We start from the raw sequence: 22,059 nt of genomic DNA, 5'->3' as shown, positions 1-22,059 counted from the left end.
TGACACGATCTACTACGGGCCTACAGCGGGCCGAGCAGGAGCCGGTAGTGCTCCCCGAAGATCCGGTCGCCGCGTCCGCGCAGCAGCGGGTCGCGCAGCGCCGGCGGCACGTCCCTGGTCCGGTTGCGGTCCCGGGTCCGGTCCCGCACCCATCGGGTACGCGGACGGCGACGACTTTCGTACGCCACGAGCGCCGCCTCCACGCTGTTGGCGGCGCGCAGCGACTCGGCCAGCACCACGGCGTCCTCCAGGGCCATGGCCGCACCCTGCGACAGGGTCGGCGCGGTGGCGTGCGCCGCGTCGCCGACCAGCAGGACGCGCCCCCGGTACCAGCGGCCCAACTCCACCTCGTCGGTGATCCCGACGTGCACCTCGTCGAGGGCTGCCAGCACCTCGGGTACCGGGCCGCGGTAGTCGGCGAAGAGATCCCGCAGCCGGGCCAGCGGGTCGGCGGGTTCCTCGGTGCCGGCCTCGTCGGCGTAGAGGTGCAGCCGCCCGGCGCCGATCGGCACCATCAGGAACCCGGAGCGCTGGCCGAGCAGTGCGGTCCACTCGGTGACCGGTGGACCGTCGCGCAGGACGGCCCGGTAGACCACCTGCCCGACCGGGCGTGGTGGCCCACCGAGCGCGGCCAGCGCGCGGACCGAGGAGCGTGGCCCGTCGGCGCCGATGACCAGGTCGTACTCCGTGGTGGTGCCGTCGGTGAAGGTGACGCCGACCGCGCCCGGAAGGAGGTCCAGGGTGCGGACCTCGGCGCCGTGCCGGACGGCGCCTCCGGCACCGCTGAGCAGCACCCGGTGCAGGTCGGCCCGGGGCAGCGCCCGGCACTCGCCGACGCCGGTCCAGAGTGCGTCGAGGTCGACCTCGCAGAGTTGCGCGCCCGCGGCGTCGAAGAACCGCTGCCGGCGGATCACCTGCCCGATCGGCCGGACCGGGTCGTGCAGGTCGAGCCGGTGCAGCGCGCGGGCGGCGTTGCCGGGCAGGTAGAGACCGGTCTCGGTGGACTCCCCCGGCGGCAGCTTGTCGGTGACGTCGGGCCGGAAGCCTGCCAGGCGCAGCGCCCGGGCCACGGCCAGGCCGGCGATGCCCGCGCCGACGACGAGGATGCGCAGGGGGGAGCCACCCATGGTGGTGTACGCCTCCGGAGGGGGAGCGGCACGCGTTGGAGGCAACACGCTACTCGGAGCGATCGACGCACACCAGGCCCAATCGGTCCGCACCCCGCCGCCCGTCGGTGACCCGCGCCGCTTGGCTGGCCGTCCGCCGCCAGCCGTCCGGCGGGACATGGCAATCCTCACAATTCACCAGTTCGACCCGTACGGTTGCGCACCAGTTTCAGACATGTAAATGTGTCGTTGAGCGTGGGAGCGCTCCCGCACTGCCCCACCACATCCGGCGCCCGGCACGCGCCGAGTCAAGGAGTGTCATGAAACGTCAACTTCGGGCCCTGGCCGCCGCCGGGTTGCTGGTCGCCAGTTCCCTGGTGGCAGTAGCCCTCGGCGGCAGCGCCTCCGCCGACACCCAGATCTGCGAACAGTACGGCTCGACAGTCATCCAGGGCCGCTACGTGGTGCAGAACAACCGCTGGGGCACCACCGCCCAGCAGTGCATCAACGCCACCAGCAACGGCTTCGAGATCACCACCCTGAACGGCAGCAGCCCCACCAACGGGGCGCCCACGGCATACCCGTCGGTGTTCTTCGGTTGTCACTACACCAACTGCTCCCCCGGCACGAACCTGCCGATCCAGGTGAGCCAGATCAGCAGCGCCACCAGCAGCATCTCCTACCGCTACGTCAGCGGCGCCACCTACAACGCGTCGTACGACATCTGGCTGGACCCGTCGCCCAAGCGGGACGGGGTGAACCAAATGGAGATCATGATCTGGCTCAACCGGCAGGGCCCGATCCAGCCCATCGGCTCGGTCGTCGGCACCACGAACCTGGCCGGCCGTACCTGGGAGGTCTGGCGGGGCAGTAACGGCTCCAACAACGTCATCTCCTACGTCGCGTCGTCGGCGATCTCCAGCCTGAACTTCAGCGTGCTGGACTTCATCAACGACACCCGCAACCGGGGCGCGATCACCAACTCCTGGTACCTGACCAGCATCCAGGCCGGCTTCGAGCCGTGGCAGGGCGGCGTCGGCCTCGCGGTGACCTCGTTCTCGGCCAACGTCAACGGTGGCGGCAACCCCACCAACCCACCTCCGACGACCCCGCCGCCGGGCGGTGGCGCGGGCTGCGCGGTGAAGTACACGGCGAACTCGTGGAACAACGGCTTCACGGCCGACGTGCAGATCACCAACACCGGGTCCAGCGCGATCAACGGTTGGACGCTCACCTACAGCCTGCCCGGCGGGCAGCAGGTGACCAACGCCTGGAATGCCACTGTGAGCCAGAGCGGGTCGACGGTGACCGCCCGCAACACCGGCCACAACGGGTCGGTCGCACCCGGGGGCACTGCCAGCTTCGGCTACCAGGGGACGCTGAGCGGGTCGTACTCGTCGCCGACCAGCTTCTCGCTCAACGGGGCAACCTGCTCCCGCTCCTGAACTGTCGTGGGGGCGCGACCAAGCGGCCGCGCCCCCACTCAGGAGATCCACTCGGGTTCCTTGAAGTCGGGGCGTCCTCGCACGTGGGACACCCCGACTTCCGGGAAGTCGAGTCGATCAAGCCGGGCCGGGCGCGTCAAGCCGCGGCGGGTGCCGTCAAGGTCAGACGCGGGTGAGGCGTACGGCGTCGGCGACGACCAGGCCGGTGGCGTTGCTCCACCGGCTCACGCCGACCCGGTTGGCGTCACCGGCCGGGAGTGTGAACGTGCCGAGGATTCGCCACTGCCCGCCGGTGGCCCGTTGGTCGACCCGGACGGTCTGGTTGCCGGTGCTGGTGGCGACGATGTACGGGGCGGCGCTGTTGTAGCCCGAGTTCGCCGGCCACCAGGCCTCGACCCGGTAGTTGGCGGTGGCCGGGACGTTGAACCGGTACCACGCGACATCGCTGGCGGCGACCGGGTCCGCGTAGCGGTAGTCGGCGCCGTAGCGCTGACTTGAGTACGACGACACACCCCAGTTGGCGCTGGCGGTGAACCGACCGCTGGTGGTGTTGTCCACGGTGGAGGACCAGGCTGTGCCGCCGCCGGCCATTCTCGCCGCCACGTCGGCGCGCATGACGTTCAGGTCGATGAAGGACGGGTCGATCTTGCCGGTGGTGCTGGTCTCCCGGTGGCCCCGGGCGTAGCTGCTGTCCCGGCCGAGCCGGGTGAGCACGGCGGCGGTGGCGGCGAGCGACGCGTTGTACTGCGCGGCGGTCATCTCCTGGTTGACGCCGTTGTAGTCGATCTCCCACCCGATCATCAGGGTGTTGCCGTCCCCGGCCGGGATCGGTCCGCTGCCGCCGCTGACCCCGGCGTGGTTGCACCGGCCGGCGGAGATGACGTGGAAGACGCCGTTGTAGTCGACGAGCGCCTGGCACAGCGGCCCCGGCAGGTCGGACCGGCCGTTGATGCAGATGCCGAGCGCCGGGTGCGGGTTGCTGGCGCTGGAGGTCGAGGCGGTGTGGTGCCAGAGCACCCCGATCGGGTCGAACGAGCCGGGCCGCATCCGGTTGAGCCAGTCCCCCTCGACCACGACCTGGACCCCGGCGGCACGCAGCACGTCCACCAGCCAGGGAATCGTCGCCATCAGGCGTCCTGAAGCAGGTCGGCGAGGCACTCGGCCTTCGGCGCGGCGTTCGCGGCGGCGGGTCGGGCGACGACGGTCAGCGCGGCGACCACCAGGGCGGGGATGCCGAGCACCCCACGGCGGCGCAGACGGATGGACGGGGTTCGGGCCATGGCGATCCTCCAGCGACGGCGGGTACGAACGGATCGACGAACGTGATGACGGGGACGCTATACCGTCATGTGCGTCGATGTCGATACCCTTCATTGCTGGGTCGCTGGCTGAAGGAAACCGCCGATTCAGACCTCGCCGAGCGCGTCGATGTCGCGCATCTCCTCCGCCGTGAGCGAGAAGTGGAAGACGTCGAAGTTGGCGGTGATCCGCTCCGGGGTCACCGACTTCGGGATCACCACGATCTCGTGGTCGATGTGCCACCGCAGTACCACCTGCGCCGGGGAGACGCCGTGCGCGGCGGCGATCCTGGTCAGCACCGGTTCACTGAGGTCGCTGGTCTTGAACGGGCTGTACCCCTCCAGCACCACGCCCCGGTCCCGGTGCTCGGCGTGCCGCTGCCGGTCGTACAGCGACGGGCTCCACCGGATCTGGTTGACCGCCGGGTTCTCCTCGGTGGACTGGATCAGCTCGTCGATCTCGGCGGTGCTGTAGTTGCTCACCCCGACCGCCCGGGCCAGGTTCTCGTCGCGGGCGGCGAGCAGCTCGCGCCAGAGCGGGATGCTGTCCCCCGGCGACGACGGCGGCCAGTGGATCAGCCACAGGTCGACGTGCTCGACCCCGAGCGCCTCCAGGCTGGCCTCCAGCGTCGCGCGCTCCCGGCCCACCCGGTCCGGCGGGAGCTTGGTGGTGATGAAGAGGTCCTCCCGGCGCAGCCCGCTCTCCCGCACCGCCCGGCCGACCTCCCGCTCGTTGCCGTACACGGTGGCGGTGTCAAGGTGCCGGTAGCCGGTGTCGAGCGCGGCCAGCACGGCGTCGTAACCGGCCTGGCCGGTGGCCTGCCAGGTGCCGAAGCCGAGCAGGGGCATCCGCACGTCACCGGGGAGCAGGGCGGTGGGCTGGTCGGTGTGGTCCATGAGGTCCGTTCTACCCCGCCGCGCCCCCGACCGCCGAGCGAACCGGACACTCCGGCGTCCAGCGCACTGGTCCGGTTTGCCGGAGAATGCCTGTGTGACCGACCGGCTGGAGGAGTACCGGCGACGGCGGGACGCGGCCCGCACGCCCGAGCCGGTTCCGCCGGAGAGCCCTCCGTCGCCCGGCCCCGACGCCGCCGCCCGCTTCGTCATCCAGCAGCACCACGCCCGCAGCCTGCACTGGGACCTGCGCCTGGAGCGCGATGGGGTGCTCGCGTCCTGGGCGGTGCCACGCGGTCTCCCCCGCGATCCGGGTCGCAACCATCTCGCCGTGCACACCGAGGACCACCCGATGGAGTACCTCGACTTCGCCGGCGAGATCCCCGCCGGCGAGTACGGCGGCGGCCGGATGCTGATCCACGACCGGGGCACCTACCGCTGCGAGAAGTGGCGCGACGACGAGGTGATCGTGACGCTCTCCGGTGAGCGGACCGCCGGCCGCTACGTCCTCTTCGCCACCGGCGGGCGCGACTGGATGGTCCGCCGCACCGACCCCGCGCCGCCGGGCTGGACAGCGATGCCGGATCTGGTCCGACCGATGCACAGCACGCCCGCCGCCGGGCTCCCCCGCGACCGCGCCGCCTGGGGTTACGAGCTGCGCTGGGACGGCGTCCGGGCGATGGCGTACGTCTCCGGCGGGCGGCTGCGGCTGCTCTCCGAGACCGACGAGGAGATCACCGGCGGGTATCCGTGGCTGCGCGCGATGGCCGAGGCGCTCGCGCCCACCGAGGCGGTGCTCGACGGTGTGCTGGTCCGCATCGACGGTGCCGGGCGGGTCCGCCCGGTCCGGCCGGCCACCGGCAGTCGGGTCCCCGCCGGCGCCCAGTACCTGATCGTCGACCTGCTCTGGTTGGAGGGCGTGAGCAGCGTCGACGTGCCGTACGCGCAACGCCGGGAGCTGCTCGATGGGCTGGTCTTGTCCGGTACGCACTGGCAGACTCCGCCGTGGTTCCCGGGCGCGGGCGACGAGGCCCTGCGTGCCGGGCGGGAACAGGGCCTGCCGGGCGTGGTCGCCAAGCGACTGGACTCGGTCTACCAGCCGGGGCGGCGCAGCCGGCACTGGCTGAGCATCGACGCGACGTGACGGCGAGGAGCGACGTGTACCTGACTCACCTGGACTGCCCGCGCTGCGGCAAGGAGTACGCCGCCGACCGGTTACAGAATCTCTGCGAGTGCGGGTCGCCGCTGCTGGCCCGCTACGACCTGCCGGCCGTGGCGAAGGCGGTCACCCCGGAACGCTTTCCGCTGCGCCCGGCCGACCTGTGGCGCTACCGCGAGGTGCTGCCGGTCGCCGACCCTCGGCACGTCACCACGCTGGGTGAGGGCTGGACGCCGCTGTTGCGGACTCCGGCGTACGGCACCGAGATCGGCATCGCGGACCTGATGGTCAAGGACGAGGGGCTGATCCCGACCGGGTCGTTCAAGGCCCGGGGCGCGGCGGTCGGGGTGAGCCGGGCCCGCGAGCTGGGCGTCGAGCGGATCGCGATGCCCACCAACGGCAACGCCGGGTCGGCCTGGGCCACGTACGCCGCGCGGGCCGGAATGGGCGCGACCATCGTCATGCCGCTGGGGGCGCCGAGCATCTGCCGGCGCGAGTGCGTCGCCGCCGGTGCCGACCTGCGCCTGATCGACGGGCTGATCGGCGACGCCGGTCGGCGGGTGGCCGAGCTGATCGCGGAGTCGAACGGGGCGATCTTCGACGCTGGCACGCTGCGCGAGCCCTACCGGCTGGAGGGCAAGAAGACGATGGGGTACGAGATCGTCGAGCAGCTCGGCTGGCAGACGCCGGACGTGATCATCTATCCGACCGGCGGCGGGGTCGGCCTGATCGGCATCCACAAGGCGCTGCACGAGCTGCGCGAGCTGGGCTGGATCGGCGACAAGCTGCCCCGCCTGGTGGCGGTGCAGTCCACCGGCTGCGCGCCGATCGTGCGGGCCTTCGCCGCCGGCGAGAACCGGGCGCAGCCGTGGGAGGACGCGCACACTGTGGCGTTCGGCATCACCGTGCCGGCCCCGCTGGGCGACGAGCTGATCCTGGCGGCGCTGCGGGAGTCCTCCGGCACGGCGGTCGCCGTCGACGACGCGGACATCCTGGCCGATCTGCGGGACTTCGCCGCCCGGGAGGGGCTGCTGCTCTGCCCGGAGGGGGCGGCCTGCCTCACGGCCGCCCGACAACTGCGAGCGGGCGGGTGGATCCGGGCCGGCGAACGGGTGGTGGTGCTCAACACCGGTGCCGGGCTGAAGTATCCGGACACTGTCGACGTCTCGGGCGTACCAGTGATGGGGTGACCTGGCGGCACCCCGCGGACCGGGCGGTCCGCGGGGTGCCGTCGTGCCGGTCTACTGGTACGTGATGTCCGAGGGCGAGTACAGGCAGTTGACGCCGTCGGCGCCCTCGCCGATCTCGGTCGGCTCGCTGCCCTTCGGCACGCCCTTGTACTTCACGCAGATCGAGGTCTCCCGATCCGGGTCGCCGACGATGGTGATCCGGCTGAACCGGGCGGTGTCTCCCCAGTTGGTGTTGATGCCGGCGATCGCGTCGGTGTTCCGGACGATCACGTTGTCGATCACCACGTGCCGTTGGTACGACGTGGAGCAGTTACCGCAGGCCCGGTAGAGCTTCCCGGCGTTCTCCACCCGGAAGTTCTTGATGTAGACGGTGCCCGAGCCGTTGTGCTGGAAGACCTTGTCGCTGGCGGAGCGGGCCCCACCGCCGTCGACGGTGTACGTGGTACCGCCGCGGAAGGTCGCCGCGTCCTCGCCGACGTCCTCCCACCAGACATTGATCAGGGTGCAGTTGCCCTCGCAGTGCACCCCGTCGCCGGCCGGAGCACCGATGATCACGTTGCGCAGGGTGGCTCCCGCGGCCAACTCGAACATCGGGTCCTGGCTCTCGCTCTGCCCGCCGTCACCGATGCCGTAGTAGCGCTTGAGCCCACCGTCGAAGGAGCCGGAGACCGGGATCGTGGCGTCCACCTTCTGGCTGCCGGTGGGAGTCGGCCAGCCGGCCGGCGGAGGTGTGGTGGTCGGCGGCGGCGTGGTGGGCGGCGGAGTGGTCGTCGGTGGCGGTGTGGTCGGGGTGCCGCCGCCGGACGAGTCGACAAACACGTCGTCGAAGCCGCCACTGGCGTACGCGGTGACCAGGCCGATCCGGCCCGCACCGGCCAGGCTGTTGCTGCCGGACGCGATCTGGGTGCCGTTGACGAAGCCGCGGATGGTGCTGCCGCTGGTCTCGATGCGCACCGTGTACCAGGTGCCGGCGCCGACCCCGATCGAGGCGGAACCGATCGCCGTGACGGAGCTTCCGTTGACCGCTTGGAGCTCAGCCCGACCGGAGCCGAGCAGGGCCAGCCGGTACATCTTGGTGCTGCTGGTGGAGCGGGCGGCGAGCCCGACCAGGGCGCTGGACGAGCCGAAGCTCGTCGGCCTGACCCGGGCCTGCACGGAGTAGTTGGTCCAGCTGGTCTGACCGGCGAACTGGCGGGCCAGCTCGCTGCCGGCGTTGGACTGGTTGAGCACGCCAGAGCCGTCGACGGTCCAGGTGCCGCCGGACTTGGACCAGCCGGAGGTGTTGCCGTCGTTGAAGTCGTCGCTGAAGACGGTGGCCGCGAAGGCCGAGGTCATGCCGGCCGCGAGGGCCGCGGCGGTCACCCCGGCGCCCACCGCCAGCAGGAGTGGTCGGCGGCCGGAGATTCGTCTTTTCTGCACAGGTGTCCTCCTTGACGCATGTGGTGGTGATCCCTCGGCCGCCGTACCGAGACGTGTTCGCACGGCGTGCTGCGCTGAACGGGATCGGTGTGCGCCCCGCCGGACGCCCGGATCCGAAGCGGAGTGAAGCGGGACTGAAGCCCTGGGGAAAGGGCTTTCCCACTCCTTCGAGGCTAGGACCGCCCAACCATCAACGTCAATGCCTTGCGCTTGCAGGTCTGTTGCAGGATTCCGGCCGCGACGTAACGCCGACCGTTCAGTAGCTCTCCGGCTCGGTGATCCGCCACGCCGCGTTGATCAGCCCGATGTGCGAGAGCGCCTGCGGGGTGTTGCCGAGCTGTGCGCCGGTGGTGAGGTCGATCTGCTCGCTGAACAACCCCACGTCGTTGGCGTGACCGACGACCCGCTCGAAGAGCGCCTCGGCGCGCTGCTGCTCACCCGTCATCACCAGGCACTCCACCAGCCAGAACGAGCACAACAGGAATCCGGCCGGGTCGGTCGTCCAACGCCGCAGCAGGCCGTCCTCGGTGCCCAGCTCGCGCTCGACCATGGCGATGGTCGAGCGCATCCGTGGGTCGGTGGCCGGCAGGAAGTGCGTGACCGGCAGGGCGAGCACCGAGGCGTCCAGCTCCGCCGAGCCGAACGCGCCGGTGAACGCCCCGATCCGGTCGTTCCACCCCTCGCGCAGCACGGAGTCGCGGATCTCGTCGCGCACCCGCGCCCAGCGACGGGGGTCGGCCCGATCACCGAGCCGGTCGGCGAGCCCCACCGCCCGGTCCATTGTCAACCAGCAGGACACCTTGGACGAGACGTAGTGGCGCTCCTCGTCGCGGGTCTCCCAGATGCCCCGGTCCGGCAGGTGCCACGTCGCGGCCACCTGCTCGGTCAGCCCGAGCACCATCTCCCGCAGCTCGTCCTCGAACCGCGCGCCCAGGTAGTCGCGCAGCCGCCACACCGCCGACATCACCTCACCCGGCACGTCGAGCTGCCGCTGCCGCCAGGCGTCGTTGCCGACCCGCACCGGTCGACTGTCGCGGTAGCCGCGCAGGTGGTTGCAGTGGTGCTCGGAGAGGTCACGCTCCCCCTCCAGCCCGAAGAGCACCGGCACGGGCTCGTCGCCGAACCGGCCGATCGAGCGGGTCGCCCAGGCGAACAGCCGGGACGTCTCGTCGGGGCAGGCCGCCACCCAGAGAGCCCGCATCGTCAACGAGAAGTCCCGCAACCAGGAGTAGCGGTAGTCGTAGTTCCGGTCGCCGCCGATCTGCTCCGGCAGCGATGAGGTCAGTGCGGCGGCGACCGCGCCACTTCGGGCGTACGTGAGGCCGGTCAGGACCGTCGAGCTGTGTTTGACGAGTTCGGGGTAGCGGCCGGAGTACCCGTGCGTCTCCCGGAACGCCCGCCACGCCTGCGTCGTCTCAGCGAGGGTGGTCAGCGGGTCCATCCGCGCGGGCGGATCGCCGTACGCCTCGCCGAACGCGAGGTCCATCCCGATCACCTGACCGGCGGAGACCTCGAACTCGTGGGTCACCCGGTCGACGCCCGCCCGCAGGTGCAGACCCCCGGCCCGCAACATCAGCACCACCGGGCCGGCACCGGCCAGCACCCCGCCGTCCGGCTGCTCGTGCAGGTACGGCGTGAGCAGGCCGTACTCCGGGCGGGGCGCGAAGTCCAACGCCATCCGTACCCGCCCGGAGAGCCCCTCGACCACCCGGATCAACACGGCGGGTGAGTTCTTGCCCAGCTCGTGGGCGCGTGCGCCGACCTCGGCGGCCAGCGCGTCGGTGACCGCCACGCTGCCGTGTCGGGTGTGGTGCACCGTCCGCAGCACCAACGTGTCCGGCAGGTACGCGCGCTCCACCCGGTGACCCGGGCCGCCGACCCCGACCGGCGCCAGCCGGAAGTGGCCGGCTCCCGGGTCGAGCAACCGCGCGAACACGGACGAACCGTCGAACCGGTGCGGGCACCACCAGTCGATCGAGCCGTCCTTGCCGACCAGGGCACCCGAACGAGAGTCCGAGAGAAACCCGTAGTCGGAAATCTGCGGCTGCTGCTCCACCCGCCGGGGGTACCCGCATCGGCCCGAATCAGGCCGGATGGATGGATCACTCGGTGGGTGGCTCGTCCTCGCCCGCCGCCTCGGCCGCGTCGGCCTCTTCCTTGGTCTTGTGCACGGCCTTGTCGGCGTGCTCCGGCGGCCCGTAGACCGTGTACAGCACCAGCGGGTTGGGACCCGTGTTGACGAAGTTGTGCTTGGTTCCCGCTGGCACCACGACCAGGTCGCCCGCGACGACCTTCCGCTTCGCGCCAGCGACCCGCGCCTCGCCGACGCCGCTGACGAAGGTCAGGATCTGGTCGATGTCCTCGTGCACCTCCTCGCCGATCTCCCCATCGGCGGGGATGGTCATGATGACCAGCTGGGTGTGCTCACCGGTCCACAGCACGCGCCGGAAATCCGGGCTCTTCTCGGCGACAGTCGCGATAGTGAAATGCTCCATGTCCACGCTCATACCCCGTCCAGCGGCGCGCCACGCCGGGACTGGCGGATGGTGCAATTCCCCACGGCTGGCGGGTTTGGATCCGCGCGGACCGGGGATCGACAACGCTGACCGGCGCGAACGGCCGGTCGAGCCAGGTCCCCGCCGGCGTACCGCCGAACGGCTGCGGTGGTGGGAGACGGCCAGAGCACGGCGACGTTCCGACCACTGTCGAAACGGCGCCGTGCGCTCTTGTCCGCCTGGGGGCCTAGCGGTGCAGCCAGCTGAGCAGGTCGGGCGGCGCCAGCGCCGCGACCCGTTGCTGGTAGCGGGCGAGACCCGCCTCGTCCAGCAGGTCACGTCCCTGACCCGAGCCTCCCCGGCGAAAGAACGCCTGCCGGTCACGCAGCACGCCGAGCGTGTCCGGTGCGAGCCGGTCGGCACGCTCCCGCATTCGACCGAAGGTGGCGGCCTCAACCAACTCCGGCCCTGGGCTCGGGAGTTGCCACCGGTCGGCCAGCCGGCGCATCTCACCAGCCAGATCGGCCAGCAGGTCGTCGTAGTGCACCAGCTCGACGTTCGGCTCGTGCCGGCGGGCCCACGCGTCGTTCAGGTGCATCAACACCCCGGGCAGCGAATCCAGCTCGACGCGGGGGTCCACCTCCCGGTCGACCCAGCTCAGCAACCACTCCCGCACCGGAGGCCGCTCCCGGGGTGGCCCGGCCGGGGCGGGTTGGCCGGTCAACTCGGCGATGCGCGCCCGGTCCAGGTTGGCGCTCTGGTGGTAGAGGGAGACCGCCATGTCCAGCGGGTGCCGGGCCACCACCACGTAGTGCGCCCGGGGGTCGAGCGGCACCCCGTCCAGCGGGGTGTGCGTCTTGATGAACCGCCGGTGTGGCTGGGCGGCCAGCCGGTCGTACACCGCGGCCTGCGGCTCGCCCAACCAGTCCAGCCAAGGCGACAGCACGGTCAGCGGCGCCGGCAACTCCGGGGTGCCCAGCACCAGGAGCGCACAGATCATCTGCATCCAGGTGGTGCCGCTCTTCGACCGGGTGCTGATCACGATGTCGCCGTCGCGGAACGGGAAACCGGTCCACCGCGCGCTGTCCTCTTCGTCGGATTGGTATCGGTGGATTGGCGTGGGCATCGGTGGATGGTAGTCGCCGAACCGACAGTGCAGCAGCCGAATTCCGGCTTACATTCCTGGGGGATGTGCGTATGCCTGGCTAGATTGAACTATGGTGCCCGCGCACGGGGGCCGGGCGGCGGCACCGGTCTACCGCCCCATCCTCGCCAGCCGACGAGGCGAGCTTGAGGCCCTGAGCCACCTCGATCCCGCGTACGCCGCACTGGTCGCCCCGATCCTGGAGATCACCGCTATCGGTCGGTCCACGATGGACGCTGTTCGCCGGTTGCCATCCGGGCTGCTGCCCGCAATCGACGTCAGCGCACTGCCCGACATCCCCGAGGCGGAGCTGACCCGTTGGGGCGTACCGGTGATGCCGGTGATCGGGCTCTCCGAGAGCGACCACCGGCTGGTCGCGCACGGCGCTGCGGCGCGGGCGTACGGCCGGCGCGCGCTCATCCGGCTGCGGGCCGGCCAGGACCGGGCCGGGCCGGACGCGAGCACCACCGCTGTGGAACGGATCTGGCGGTTCACCGGCCTCGCCCCGGAGGAGTGCGACCTGCTGGTGGACGCGGGGGACGTCTGCTGCCCGGCGGACGTGCGGACCGCCGAGCCCCGGGTACGCCACCTGCTGGACTGGGCGCGCCGACACGCCTGGCGGTCGGTGACGGTGGCGGCGGGCGGTATGCCGCCGACGCTGTCCCGGTTGCCCATCGACGAGCCGGTCCAGCTGGAGCGTTGGGACTGGCAACTGTGGCGACGTCTGGCCGACGCCGGGGTCGACTACGGCGACTACGGCGTCCACCCGGCCGGGCCGGGCACCGGTGACCCTGGCGACCGGTTGCCGACCGTGCGCTACACCGACGACGGCAGCTGGTGGGTCTACCGCTGGGCGCGACGCGGCGGCCGGGGCGACGACCGGTTCGCCGACCTGTGTCGCACGCTGGTGTCGGCACCGCACTGGCCGACCACGGGTGCGGCCTTCTCGTGGGGTGACCATGAGCTGCTGCGCCGGGCCCGCCGGGGTGCCGGGGCCGGCTCGACCGCCAACTGGGCGGCGTGGAGCACCTCGCACCACCTGGCCCACGTGCTCGCCACGCTGTTGCATCCGGCCGGCGACGGCGCGCCGCGGTGGCACCCCGGGCAGGGGCCACCACCGCAGCGGGGACGATCGCTGCGGTGAAGCCGGATCTACTGCTTCTCGGTGAAGCCGAACTGGATGATGCCCTCGTCGTCGACGGTGGCGTCCACCGACGCGTCGCCGAGCAGCTCGGCGGCGTCCTCGTCCAGGAAGATCCGGGCGCCCTGGTTGTCGACCACGCGATCGCCCTGTACCGGTTCGGGCACCAGCTCGACGGTGAGCGAGCCCGCCTCGGTGTCGGCGGCGATACGTACACCGCCGTCCTGGGCGACGTCCTGTTGGTTGGCGAGGTCACGGATGACGAGCACGGCGTTATCGGTCATGGTGAGCATTGATGGAACTCCTCGTGGATTCTCGGCTCGCGGTCGGATACCGCGCGGACCGGACAGTCGGCCCGCGTACGAGCACACGTGGGAGGCGACAGAGGGGCGAACGGTCATCGCCGTCGCATCGAATCGGGGCAGCTGACGGCCCCGTCACTCCCACCGTGCCCGCTGGCGGGCCATCCGTCAAATAGAGCCAGGTCAGTGGAGAGCGGGGGCCGGCGCCAGCCAGGCGCGAATCTCGTTGACCGCCGCGCGACCGGCCCGGTTGGCCCCGATCGTGCTGGCCGAGGGGCCATACCCGACCAGGTGAACCCGCGCGTCGGCGACCACCCGGGTGCCGTCCATCGTGATACCGCCGCCGGGCGCGCGCAGCCCCAGCGGGGCGAGGTGGTCGATGGCCGCCCGGAAGCCGGTGCACCACAGGATCACGTCCGCCGGCACGGACCTCCCGTCCGTCCAGGCCACCCCGTCGGGCGTGATCCGGTCGAACATGGGTAGCCGGTCGAGGACGCCGCGCTCGCGCAGTCGGCGTACCTCCGGGGTGACCGGAAGACCGGTCACGCCCACCACACTGCCCGGCGGTCGGCCGGCCCGGACCGCCTGGTCCACCCGGGCCACAGCGGCCCGACCCAGTTCGGGGCCGAACTCCTCGTCGTTGAACGTCGGCGGCCGGCGGGTCACCCAGGTGGTGGTCGCCGCGACGGTGGAGACCTCGCCGAGCAGTTGCACGGCCGAGGTGCCGCCGCCGACCACCACCACGCGAAGGCCGCTGAACTCGGCCGGCCCTCGGTAGTCGGCGGTGTGCAACTGGCGTCCCCGGAACGTCGACCGGCCCGGGTAGTGCGGCCAGAACGGTCGGGTCCAGGTGCCGGTGGCGTTGATCAAGGCGCGGGCGGTCCAGGTGCCCCGGTCGGTGTGCACATCCAGCCGGCCGTCGGGGCGGGAGCGCACCGCCCGGACCCGCACCGGCCGCCGCACCGGCAGGTCGAAGGCCCTCTCGTACGCGGCGAAGTAGGCGCGGACCTGCTCGGAAGCCGGGCGCTGCGGGTCGGTGGGCGGGAGCGGCAGCCCGGGCAGGTCGTGGAAGCCGTGCACCCGGTCGAAGACCAGCGTCGGCCAGCGGTGCTGCCAGGCACCGCCGGGAGCCTTGTCGGCGTCGAGGATGACGAAGCCGCTGCCGGGCGCGAAGCCGGTGCGGTGCAGGTGATAGCCGGCGCTCAGGCCGGCCTGCCCGGCGCCGATCACCACGACGTCCGCGGAGTGGGTGTCCACGTGTGCTGCAACGCCCCGGATGTCACCGCTGTGCCCGCCCTCGACCGTCGCGCCGATCACAGCCGGCCATTCCGACGTCCACCACCTGACCTGCACCTACGCTGAGTGAATGAGCGACTTCCGTCGGTACGCGGGCGAGTTCCTCGGCACCCTGCTGCTGGTGTTCTTCGGGGTGGGCAGCGCGGTCGCGGCACGGGTCCAGGGCGGCGTGGTGGTGGTGGCGCTGGCCTTCGGGTTCGTGATGGTGGCCCTCGTCTACACGATCGGCCCGCTCTCCGGCAGCCACGTCAACCCAGCGGTGACGCTCGGTGTGCTGCTCTCCGGCAAGATTTCGGTGCTCGGGGCGGTGGCGTACTGGATCGCGCAGTTCCTCGGCGCGACCGTCGCGGGCTTCGTGCTCTGGGCGCTCACCCGATGGGGTGACGTAGCGGACCAGACCGGGGCCCTGGGCACGAACGGTTACGGCGCGCACATCAACCGGGGCGGCGCGGCCGTGCTGGAAGTCGTGCTGACCTTCCTCTTCGTGCTGGTCGTGCTGGTGGTGACAAGTCGGAGCGAAAATCCGGGCACAGCCGGGCTGGCCATCGGGTTGGCCCTGGCCGTGACCCAACTGGTGGGCGTGACGCTGACCGGCGCGGCGGTCAATCCGGCCCGCGCGTTCGGTCCGGCGGTCTTCGAGGGCGGCGTGGCGCTCCGGCAGCTCTGGGTGTTCATCGTCTTCCCGCTGCTCGGCGGGGCGCTCGCCGCGTTGGTCGCACCACTGGTGATGGGGGCGCAGCGGCACTACTGGGGTGGCCACGAGAAGACGGTCGGCGGGCCGAAGTAGCCCAGACGGCAATATCTTTCGCCTGAGGGCCTTCTCCGGCGAATATCTCCGTGACAGCATCAGCAGATGCATCGCCGTCACTTTCCCCGGGCCCTCGCACTGCTCGCGCTGGTCGCCACCGCGGCCACCGCCGCCGCGCCCGGTGCCACGGCCGAGTCGCCCACCCCCGCGACGACCCAGCTGCGTGCCACCATCGACACGATCCTCGCCGACACCCGGTTGGCCGGCGCGCAGGCGTCGGTGGTCGTGGTCGACACCAGCACGGGACAGACGCTCTACGACCGCAACGGTGACCGCCGGCTGGTTCCGGCGTCCAACACCAAGCTGCTGACCTCGACGGCCGCCCTTGAGCTGCTCGGCCCGGGTCACCGTTTCAGCACCGACGTACGGGCCAGCGGCAAGCGCCGTGCGGGCCTGCTCTCCGGCAATCTCTACCTGCGCGGCGGGGGCGACCCGACCATGCTCGCCACCGACTACGACGCGCTCGCCGCGCAGGTCGCCGCCGACGGCGTGCGAGTGGTCACCGGAAACCTGGTCGCCGACGACAGCCGTTACGACCGCACCCGGCTCGGCCCCGACTGGACCTGGGACGACGAGCCCTACTACTACGCCGCGCAGGTCTCCGCACTGACCGTCGCCCCGGACACCGACTACGACGCGGGCACCGTGATCGTGCACGCCGCACCGGCCGACCGGGCCGGCGCCCCGCCGGTGGTCACCACCACCCCCGCCACCGGGTACGTCCACGTCGACAACCGCGCCCAGACGGTCAGCGACGGCGAGACCTCGATCTCGATCGAGCGCGAGCACGGCGGCAACACCGTCGTGGTGACCGGTCAGATCGCCGTCGGCGACGAGCCCGCCAGCGACTGGGTCACCGTCTGGGAACCCACTGGCTACGCGGCCGACGTGTTCCGGGCGGCGCTGCACCGACACGGCATCCGGGTGCTCGGCCGGACCGTGCTCGGCCAGCCCACCCCGGAGACGGCCCAGCCGGTGGCGCGCCACGACTCGATGAGCCTGGGCGAGCTGATGACGCCGTTCCTGAAGTTGTCCAACAACGGGCACGCCGAGGTGTTGACCAAGGAGATCGGTCGGGTGCTCTCCGGCTCGGGCACCTGGACGGCCGGTCTCACCGCGATCAGCGAGTATGTCGCCGACACCGGAATGGACACCGGGAGACTCCGCCAGCGTGACGGCTCAGGGCTGTCCCGGCGCAACCTGATCCCGGCGACAGAATTCGTCGACCTGCTGAGCGCCGTTCGCGCCGAACCATGGTTCGCGACCTGGTACGCGGCGCTGCCGATCGCCGGTCAGCCCGAGCGGTTCGTCGGCGGCACCCTGCGCAGCCGGATGGCCGGCACGCCGGCCGCGGGCAACGTGCACGCCAAGACCGGCAGCCTGACCGGTGTCTCCGGGCTCTCCGGCTACGTCACCAGCGCCGATGGTCGACTGCTGGCGTTCTCCATCCTGCTGAACAACTACCTCACGGCGTCGGTGAAGTCGCTCGAGGACCAGATCGCTGTGGCGTTGGCCGGCTTCCGCGAGGGTGGTGCGTCGACGGCAAGGGTGGCCCGGCCGGCGGTGCCGGAGACGCCGCGCACCCCGGAGGGCGTCGAGTGCTCCTGGGTCAAACCGATCACCTGCTGAGCGACGGCCGGGAGGCGCGAACGCGCCTCCCGGCCCAGCGAGCGCTCAGGCCGGACGGTCCGGTGGGGGGACCACCGCCGTCGGGTCACCACGTTCGATGAGCGCGGCGATCTCAGCGGCCCGCAGCCCGCGCAGCGCCAGCACCCGGGTGCCCCAGCGGTGCAGGCGGCACGGGTGCGGGCTGGCATCGTTACGGCAGACCACACCCCCGGACCACCGTCGGGGGGCGTGCACCACCACCGCCCGTACGGCGAACTGGGTGTCCTCGCCCGTCACGTACGGCGGCAGGGGGATGTCGCGAAGAACCTCCCCGGACGCTTCACCGGTGCCGGACGAAGCGGCACGACGGACGCGGTGGGCGGTGCTGCTACTCATCTCCGCTGCCTCCACACTGGATGGTCGGATGGGGACAGCAGAAAGTTACGACGCAATCGACGGTCCGCGACGGACAAACTGTCCCGCTGGCCGAACGCGCAGCGATCAGTCAGTCAACGCACCGTCACGGCCTGGAGGCCGACGTTGCCGCAGTGCGACGTGAAGACCTTCTCGACGGTCCAGCTCAGCAGCAGCCGGGCACCCTTCGGCACTGTGAAGCGGATGGTGAACCGGGCACTCTGACTGGTGTAGGGGTCTTCCAGTCGGGCGGTGCTGGCGGGCCCGCCGGTGGACAGCCGCGCTTCCAGTCGCCCCCGAGCCATCCAGATGCCACCGTAGAGCTCGACGGTGCGCGGCTCACCACTGCCTGCGACGGCGAGGCTGAACCCGTTCCCGGCACCGCAGGCGTAGACGCCGTTGGAGCTGCCGCTCGTCGACCGCTCCGGCGTGCCGTCGGTCCAGCGCACGTACTCCTGGTTGCCGTCCCAACCGACCCGCCGGCCTGAGCCACCCCCGTCAATGATCTCGCCGGAGCCGGAGCGCTTTCGGTTCATCGATCCGCCGCCGCGCTCCCCCCAGTGCACCCAGTCCCGGGCGCCAGCAGCGGTGAGGTTGACGATCGCGGGCATCTCGCCCCGGCTCACCGTCAGCGACGGCGGACCGGGCTTAGCCGGCGGCGGGGCAGGCGTGCTGGCCGACGGCGTCGGGTCCGGCGAGGGTGGGCGCTGGCGCGGACGCAGGCCGGGCGTCGCCGGCCCCGCCTCGCCGGTGCGCCCGTCGGCGGCCGGGAAACCGGGGGAACGGGCGGCACCGGCGGGCACGCCGCCCGGACCCGCCTGGTCGTCGTCCGGCGCCGGACCGGGCCTGGTGACGAGGTACGAGATCAACACCACCAGGCAGACGAGTACGGCGGCTCCCTCCACCGCCCAGCGCCGCCGCTGTCGGGCGCGGCGCAACACCCTGCGGGTCACCCCGGCGGTAATGGCGCGCGGACGGTGCTTCGGCGGCCCGTCGCCAGCCCTCGAACCAGCCCGCGTGCGGTCTTCGTCCGCCACCGACCCCTCCAACTCCGCCGCCCGGCCGTTTTGCACCGCCGAGGACCACACCATCCACTGTGGGCAGTTTCACGTTTACCCGGGCGTGGACGACACGCTAGATCCGGACTACCGGACGTGTCCAGCCCACAATGGGACGCTGTCGGACAACCCGGCCCGCCCGGACGGGCACTTCGGCAGACCAGGAGCGCCTTCGGGTCAGCCGATCCGGAAGCCGAGCAGTTGCGCGACGACCACGGCCTGCTCGACGTCGATCACGGCGCCGGCCCGTTCGACGACCGTCGGATCCAGCGCGGTGAGATCGCTGCCCCGCAGGTCGGCGCCGCCGAGCCGGACATTGGTCAACTGCGCCCCGGAAAGATCGACACCGGTGACCGTAGCACCGGTGAGGTTGGCCCTGGTGAGGTCCACCTCGCGCATGCGCACCCCGGTCAGCCGGACGCCACGCAGGTCGGCACCGGGCAACGCGACGAAGGACCAGTCACCGCCGTCCACCGTCAAGGGGCGCAGATCGCACTCGCTGAAGGTGCTGCCGACCAGCTTGCAGCCGGTGAACTCGGCCTCGAAGAAGTTGCACCGCCGAAAGACGCAACGGGTGAAGGCGGAGTCGACATGTCGGGAGGCGTTGAACGCCACGTTGCCGAACGTGCAGCCGGTGAAGACCGCGCCCCTGCTCACCGCCTCGGTCAGGTCCACCCCGAAGAACTCGCAACCCACGAAGTGCCGATCGGTCAGCTCCTCGCCGTACCAGTCCTCGTTGCGGAAGGTCACGTCCTCGGTCAACTCCGGCATCCGGCCAGGCTAGTGGGCGCCGCCGGCAGCCGACGGCCGGCAGGCCGGCGGCGGCCCCCTTCCGGTGGCGGTGTACCGGCGAGTACGTTCGGCGTCGTGAGTGTGGCTCGGAGCAAGGACCCGGATCAGATCGGTTTCGACACTGCGCGGCTCGCGCGGATCGACGAGCACTTCGGCCGGTACGTCGACGACGGCCGGCTGGCCGGCTGGCAGGTGGTGGTCACCCGTCGTGGAGAGGTGGCGCACTCCTCGACGTACGGGCTGCGCGACCGGGAGTCGGGCGCACCGGTCGAGGCCGACACCCTGTGGCGGATCTACTCGATGACCAAGCCGGTCACCTCGGTCGCGGCGATGATGCTGTGGGAGGAGGGCCGGTTCGAGCTGACCGACGAGATCAGCCGCTGGCTGCCCGAGTTCGCCGACCTGCGGGTCTACTCCAAGGGGTCGGCGCTCAAGCCGTACACGGTGCCGGCGGTCGAGCCGATCCGGGTCTGGCACCTGCTCACCCACACGGCCGGCCTGACGTACGGCTTCATGCAGACCTCGGTGGTCGACGGCCTCTACCGGGCCGCCGGCTACGACCTGTACCCGCCGGCGGACGTCGACCTGGCCGGCGCCTGCGCGGCCTTCGGCGAGCTGCCGCTGCTGTTTCAGCCCGGCTCGGCGTGGGGCTACTCCGTCGCCACCGACGTGCTGGGCCGACTCGTCGAGGTGATCTCCGGGCAGAGCCTCGACGCGTTCTTCGCCGACCGGATCTTCGGCCCACTCGGCATGACCGACACCCGCTGGTGGGTGGAGGGCGACGAGGCCGAGCGGCTGGCCGCGCTCTACGTACCGGAACCGCGCAGCGGCCGGGCCGTCCGCTACGACAGCCTGGGGTCGCTCGCCTTCAGCAAGCCGGCGCTGCTCTCCGGCGGTGGTGGTCTGATCTCCAGCGCCGCCGACTACCACCGATTCACGCAGGTGCTGCTGCGCGGCGGTGAGCTGGACGGCGTCCGGCTACTCGGGCCGCGCACTGTGCGGTTCATGACCCGCAACCACCTGCCCGGCGGTCAGGACCTGGGCACCCTGTCCACCGGCGGCTTCGCCGAGACCACCCTGGACGGGATCGGCTTCGGCCTCGGCTTCGCGGTGGTCGACGACCCGATCCCCAGTCGGGTGCCGAGCAGCGTCGGGGAGTACTACTGGGGTGGGGTGGCCAGCACCGCGTTCTGGGTCGACCCGGCCGAGGAGATCACCGCGCTGCTGTTCACGCAGCTGATGCCGTCGAGCACCTATCCGCTCCGCTCCCAGCTGCGCCAGCTCGTCTACGCCGCCCTGATCGACTGACGGGATCGTCGTTCCACCAACCGTGAGCTGGCCCAGTCCCTAGCCTGAGCTGGTGAGCACCATCGTCGTGTTTGGCGCGGGCGGCACCGCCGGTTCGCGGGTCGTTTCCGAGGCGGTCGACCGGGGGCACCGGGTGATCGCCGCCGTCCGCCGCCCGGAGGCCACCTCGTACCTACCAGCCGGGGTGCGGACGGTCACCGGCGACGCGACCAGCGAGCGGAGTGTCCGGGAGTTGGCGCCGGACGCCGACGCGCTGGTCGTGGCGATCGGCGGCGGCGAGCGCGAGCTGTGGCGGAACGCGGCGGAGAACCTGGTGACCACGCTGCGCGGGATGCCGGCCGCACCGCGGATCATCCACCTGGGCGGCGGGTCCACCCTGCTCACCCCGGGCGGCACCCGCATTCTCGACGAACCGGACTTCCCGGCGGAGTACCGGGAATCGGCGTTGGGGCAGGCGGACGCGCTGGACTACTACCGCACGTCGGCCGACGGGGTGAGCTGGACGTATGTCTCGCCACCCCCGCTGGAGTTCCACCCCGGCGCCCGCACCGGGCACTACCGCACCGGCACCGACCAGCCGGTCACCGATGCTCAGGGCCGCTCGGTGCTCACCTACGAGGACCTGGCGGTGGCGATCATCGACGAGATCGAGCAGCCGCGACACCCGAACGCCCGCTTCACCGCCGCGTACTGACGCGGCTGCGGGGCCAGCCGCGGTCAGTCGGCGAGGCGGGCCGGGAAACCACCGGTGGCAATCGGACCCCAGGCGTCGATGGTGACCCGGATCAGCGACTTGCCCTGACGCACCATGGCCGCCCGGTAGTCGTCCCAGTCCGGGTGCTCGCCCGAGATGCTGCGGAAGTATTCGACCAGGGGCTCCAGTGCCTCGGGCAGGTCGAGCACCTCGGCGGTGCCGTCGATCTGCACCCAGGGGCCGTTCCAGTCGTCGCTGAGCACGCAGGCCGAAACCCGGGGGTCGCGGCGGAGGTTGCTCACCTTGGCCCGCTCGGGGTAGGTGGAGACGACCAGCCGCCCCTGCCCGTCGACCCCTGCGGAGACCGGGGAGGACTGCGGTCGCCCGTCGGCGCGGGTGGTCATCAGCACGACGCGGTGTCGCGGCCGGAGGAAGTCGAGCAGGCCGTCCCGGTCGACCCGGGTGTTCCTTGCGATGCTGCGTGCCAT

Annotated in this window: 22 protein-coding genes; 8 read left to right on the top strand and 14 right to left on the bottom strand. The window is 71.5% G+C overall.

The genetic code is table 11. The annotated features are described in order from the left end of the window. Positions 1 to 20 precede the first annotated feature (20 nt). The gene (locus tag MED15_RS16470) at positions 21 to 1,127 is read right to left on the bottom strand and encodes an FAD-dependent monooxygenase (protein ID WP_112582240.1); all 1,107 of its coding nucleotides are present in this window, start codon (positions 1,125 to 1,127) and stop codon (positions 21 to 23) included. A gap of 299 nt (positions 1,128 to 1,426) precedes the next feature. Here MED15_RS16470 and MED15_RS16465 point away from each other — a divergent pair, with 299 nt between their 5' ends. Beyond that, on the top strand, positions 1,427 to 2,551 hold the full coding sequence (locus MED15_RS16465) for a glycoside hydrolase family 12 protein (RefSeq protein ID WP_112582241.1): 1,125 nt from the start codon (positions 1,427 to 1,429) through the stop codon (positions 2,549 to 2,551). A 162-nt stretch (positions 2,552 to 2,713) separates the two neighbouring features. Here MED15_RS16465 and MED15_RS16460 read toward each other — a convergent pair whose 3' ends face one another. From MED15_RS16460 to MED15_RS16455, 3 genes are all read right to left on the bottom strand, one after another. Continuing rightward, a complete protein-coding gene (locus tag MED15_RS16460) occupies positions 2,714 to 3,679 on the bottom strand; it encodes a golvesin C-terminal-like domain-containing protein (protein ID WP_112582243.1) in 966 nt (321 codons plus the stop codon). Next, positions 3,679 to 3,831, bottom strand: a complete 153-nt coding sequence (locus tag MED15_RS33495) for a hypothetical protein (RefSeq protein ID WP_167457661.1) — start codon at positions 3,829 to 3,831, stop codon at positions 3,679 to 3,681. Before MED15_RS33495 ends, MED15_RS16460 begins: the two co-directional genes overlap by 1 nt. 126 nt (positions 3,832 to 3,957) lie before the next feature. Further along, positions 3,958 to 4,746, bottom strand: a complete 789-nt coding sequence (locus MED15_RS16455) for an aldo/keto reductase (protein WP_112582244.1) — start codon at positions 4,744 to 4,746, stop codon at positions 3,958 to 3,960. Between the two features lie 94 nt (positions 4,747 to 4,840). On the opposite strand from MED15_RS16455, the gene MED15_RS16450 reads away from it, so the two are divergent. Continuing rightward, entirely contained in the window at positions 4,841 to 5,887 is a 1,047-nt protein-coding gene (locus MED15_RS16450) for a DNA polymerase ligase N-terminal domain-containing protein (protein ID WP_112736092.1), read from the top strand. Between the two features lie 14 nt (positions 5,888 to 5,901). After that, positions 5,902 to 7,092 (top strand): threonine synthase, encoded by a 1,191-nt coding sequence (locus tag MED15_RS16445; protein ID WP_112698730.1) that lies wholly within the window; start codon positions 5,902 to 5,904, stop codon positions 7,090 to 7,092. 51 nt (positions 7,093 to 7,143) lie between these two features. Here MED15_RS16445 and MED15_RS16440 read toward each other — a convergent pair whose 3' ends face one another. From MED15_RS16440 to MED15_RS16425, 4 genes are all read right to left on the bottom strand, one after another. Beyond that, a complete protein-coding gene (locus tag MED15_RS16440) occupies positions 7,144 to 8,511 on the bottom strand; it encodes a pectate lyase (RefSeq protein ID WP_112582249.1) in 1,368 nt (455 codons plus the stop codon). A 256-nt stretch (positions 8,512 to 8,767) separates the two neighbouring features. Continuing rightward, the gene (locus MED15_RS16435; RefSeq protein WP_112736090.1) at positions 8,768 to 10,567 is read right to left on the bottom strand and encodes a glycoside hydrolase family 15 protein; all 1,800 of its coding nucleotides are present in this window, start codon (positions 10,565 to 10,567) and stop codon (positions 8,768 to 8,770) included. 46 nt (positions 10,568 to 10,613) lie between these two features. Beyond that, the gene (locus MED15_RS16430; protein ID WP_091397116.1) at positions 10,614 to 11,006 is read right to left on the bottom strand and encodes a cupin domain-containing protein; all 393 of its coding nucleotides are present in this window, start codon (positions 11,004 to 11,006) and stop codon (positions 10,614 to 10,616) included. Between the two features lie 247 nt (positions 11,007 to 11,253). After that, the gene (locus tag MED15_RS16425; RefSeq protein ID WP_112698727.1) at positions 11,254 to 12,132 is read right to left on the bottom strand and encodes a sulfotransferase domain-containing protein; all 879 of its coding nucleotides are present in this window, start codon (positions 12,130 to 12,132) and stop codon (positions 11,254 to 11,256) included. Positions 12,133 to 12,223: 91 nt separating this feature from the next. Between MED15_RS16425 and MED15_RS16420 the strand changes: the two genes are divergently transcribed. Continuing rightward, the gene (locus MED15_RS16420) at positions 12,224 to 13,294 is read left to right on the top strand and encodes a beta family protein (RefSeq protein ID WP_181562592.1); all 1,071 of its coding nucleotides are present in this window, start codon (positions 12,224 to 12,226) and stop codon (positions 13,292 to 13,294) included. A gap of 8 nt (positions 13,295 to 13,302) precedes the next feature. Here MED15_RS16420 and MED15_RS16415 read toward each other — a convergent pair whose 3' ends face one another. Further along, positions 13,303 to 13,584: an adhesin gene (locus MED15_RS16415; RefSeq protein WP_091393621.1), complete on the bottom strand. Its 282-nt coding sequence runs from the start codon at positions 13,582 to 13,584 to the stop codon at positions 13,303 to 13,305. Positions 13,585 to 13,776: 192 nt separating this feature from the next. Then, positions 13,777 to 14,850 carry an NAD(P)-binding domain-containing protein gene (locus MED15_RS16410; RefSeq protein WP_112736294.1) on the bottom strand — a complete coding sequence of 358 codons (1,074 nt, stop codon included), beginning with the start codon at positions 14,848 to 14,850 and terminating at the stop codon, positions 13,777 to 13,779. A gap of 109 nt (positions 14,851 to 14,959) precedes the next feature. Between MED15_RS16410 and MED15_RS16405 the strand changes: the two genes are divergently transcribed. Together MED15_RS16405 and dacB are read left to right on the top strand one after the other, a co-directional pair. Beyond that, entirely contained in the window at positions 14,960 to 15,676 is a 717-nt protein-coding gene (locus MED15_RS16405) for an MIP/aquaporin family protein (RefSeq protein ID WP_112601802.1), read from the top strand. Between the two features lie 66 nt (positions 15,677 to 15,742). Then, positions 15,743 to 17,326 (top strand): D-alanyl-D-alanine carboxypeptidase/D-alanyl-D-alanine endopeptidase, encoded by a 1,584-nt coding sequence (gene dacB / locus MED15_RS16400; protein ID WP_112736088.1) that lies wholly within the window; start codon positions 15,743 to 15,745, stop codon positions 17,324 to 17,326. Positions 17,327 to 17,371: 45 nt separating this feature from the next. Here dacB and MED15_RS16395 read toward each other — a convergent pair whose 3' ends face one another. The 3 genes from MED15_RS16395 to MED15_RS16385 form a co-directional block, all read right to left on the bottom strand. Beyond that, the gene (locus MED15_RS16395) at positions 17,372 to 17,701 is read right to left on the bottom strand and encodes a hypothetical protein (RefSeq protein WP_030331319.1); all 330 of its coding nucleotides are present in this window, start codon (positions 17,699 to 17,701) and stop codon (positions 17,372 to 17,374) included. Between the two features lie 113 nt (positions 17,702 to 17,814). Continuing rightward, on the bottom strand, positions 17,815 to 18,672 hold the full coding sequence (locus MED15_RS16390) for a hypothetical protein (RefSeq protein WP_244220475.1): 858 nt from the start codon (positions 18,670 to 18,672) through the stop codon (positions 17,815 to 17,817). Positions 18,673 to 18,954: 282 nt separating this feature from the next. Next, complete coding sequence (locus MED15_RS16385) at positions 18,955 to 19,548, bottom strand: pentapeptide repeat-containing protein (RefSeq protein WP_112582257.1); 594 nt, start codon at positions 19,546 to 19,548, stop codon at positions 18,955 to 18,957. Between the two features lie 96 nt (positions 19,549 to 19,644). Here MED15_RS16385 and MED15_RS16380 point away from each other — a divergent pair, with 96 nt between their 5' ends. Both MED15_RS16380 and MED15_RS16375 read left to right on the top strand, forming a co-directional pair. Then, a complete protein-coding gene (locus MED15_RS16380; protein WP_112736086.1) occupies positions 19,645 to 20,877 on the top strand; it encodes a serine hydrolase domain-containing protein in 1,233 nt (410 codons plus the stop codon). Between the two features lie 52 nt (positions 20,878 to 20,929). Beyond that, on the top strand, positions 20,930 to 21,571 hold the full coding sequence (locus MED15_RS16375) for an NAD(P)-dependent oxidoreductase (protein WP_112736084.1): 642 nt from the start codon (positions 20,930 to 20,932) through the stop codon (positions 21,569 to 21,571). 23 nt (positions 21,572 to 21,594) lie between these two features. On the opposite strand, the gene MED15_RS16370 is transcribed toward MED15_RS16375, so the two are convergent. After that, positions 21,595 to 22,059 (bottom strand): PPOX class F420-dependent oxidoreductase, encoded by a 465-nt coding sequence (locus MED15_RS16370; RefSeq protein ID WP_112582263.1) that lies wholly within the window; start codon positions 22,057 to 22,059, stop codon positions 21,595 to 21,597.

Source organism: Micromonospora noduli (assembly GCF_003264475.1).
Classification (GTDB): domain Bacteria; phylum Actinomycetota; class Actinomycetes; order Mycobacteriales; family Micromonosporaceae; genus Micromonospora; species Micromonospora noduli.
The sequence above is the reverse complement of the archived record's forward strand: the minus strand, read 5'-3'. Positions and strand labels throughout refer to the sequence as shown.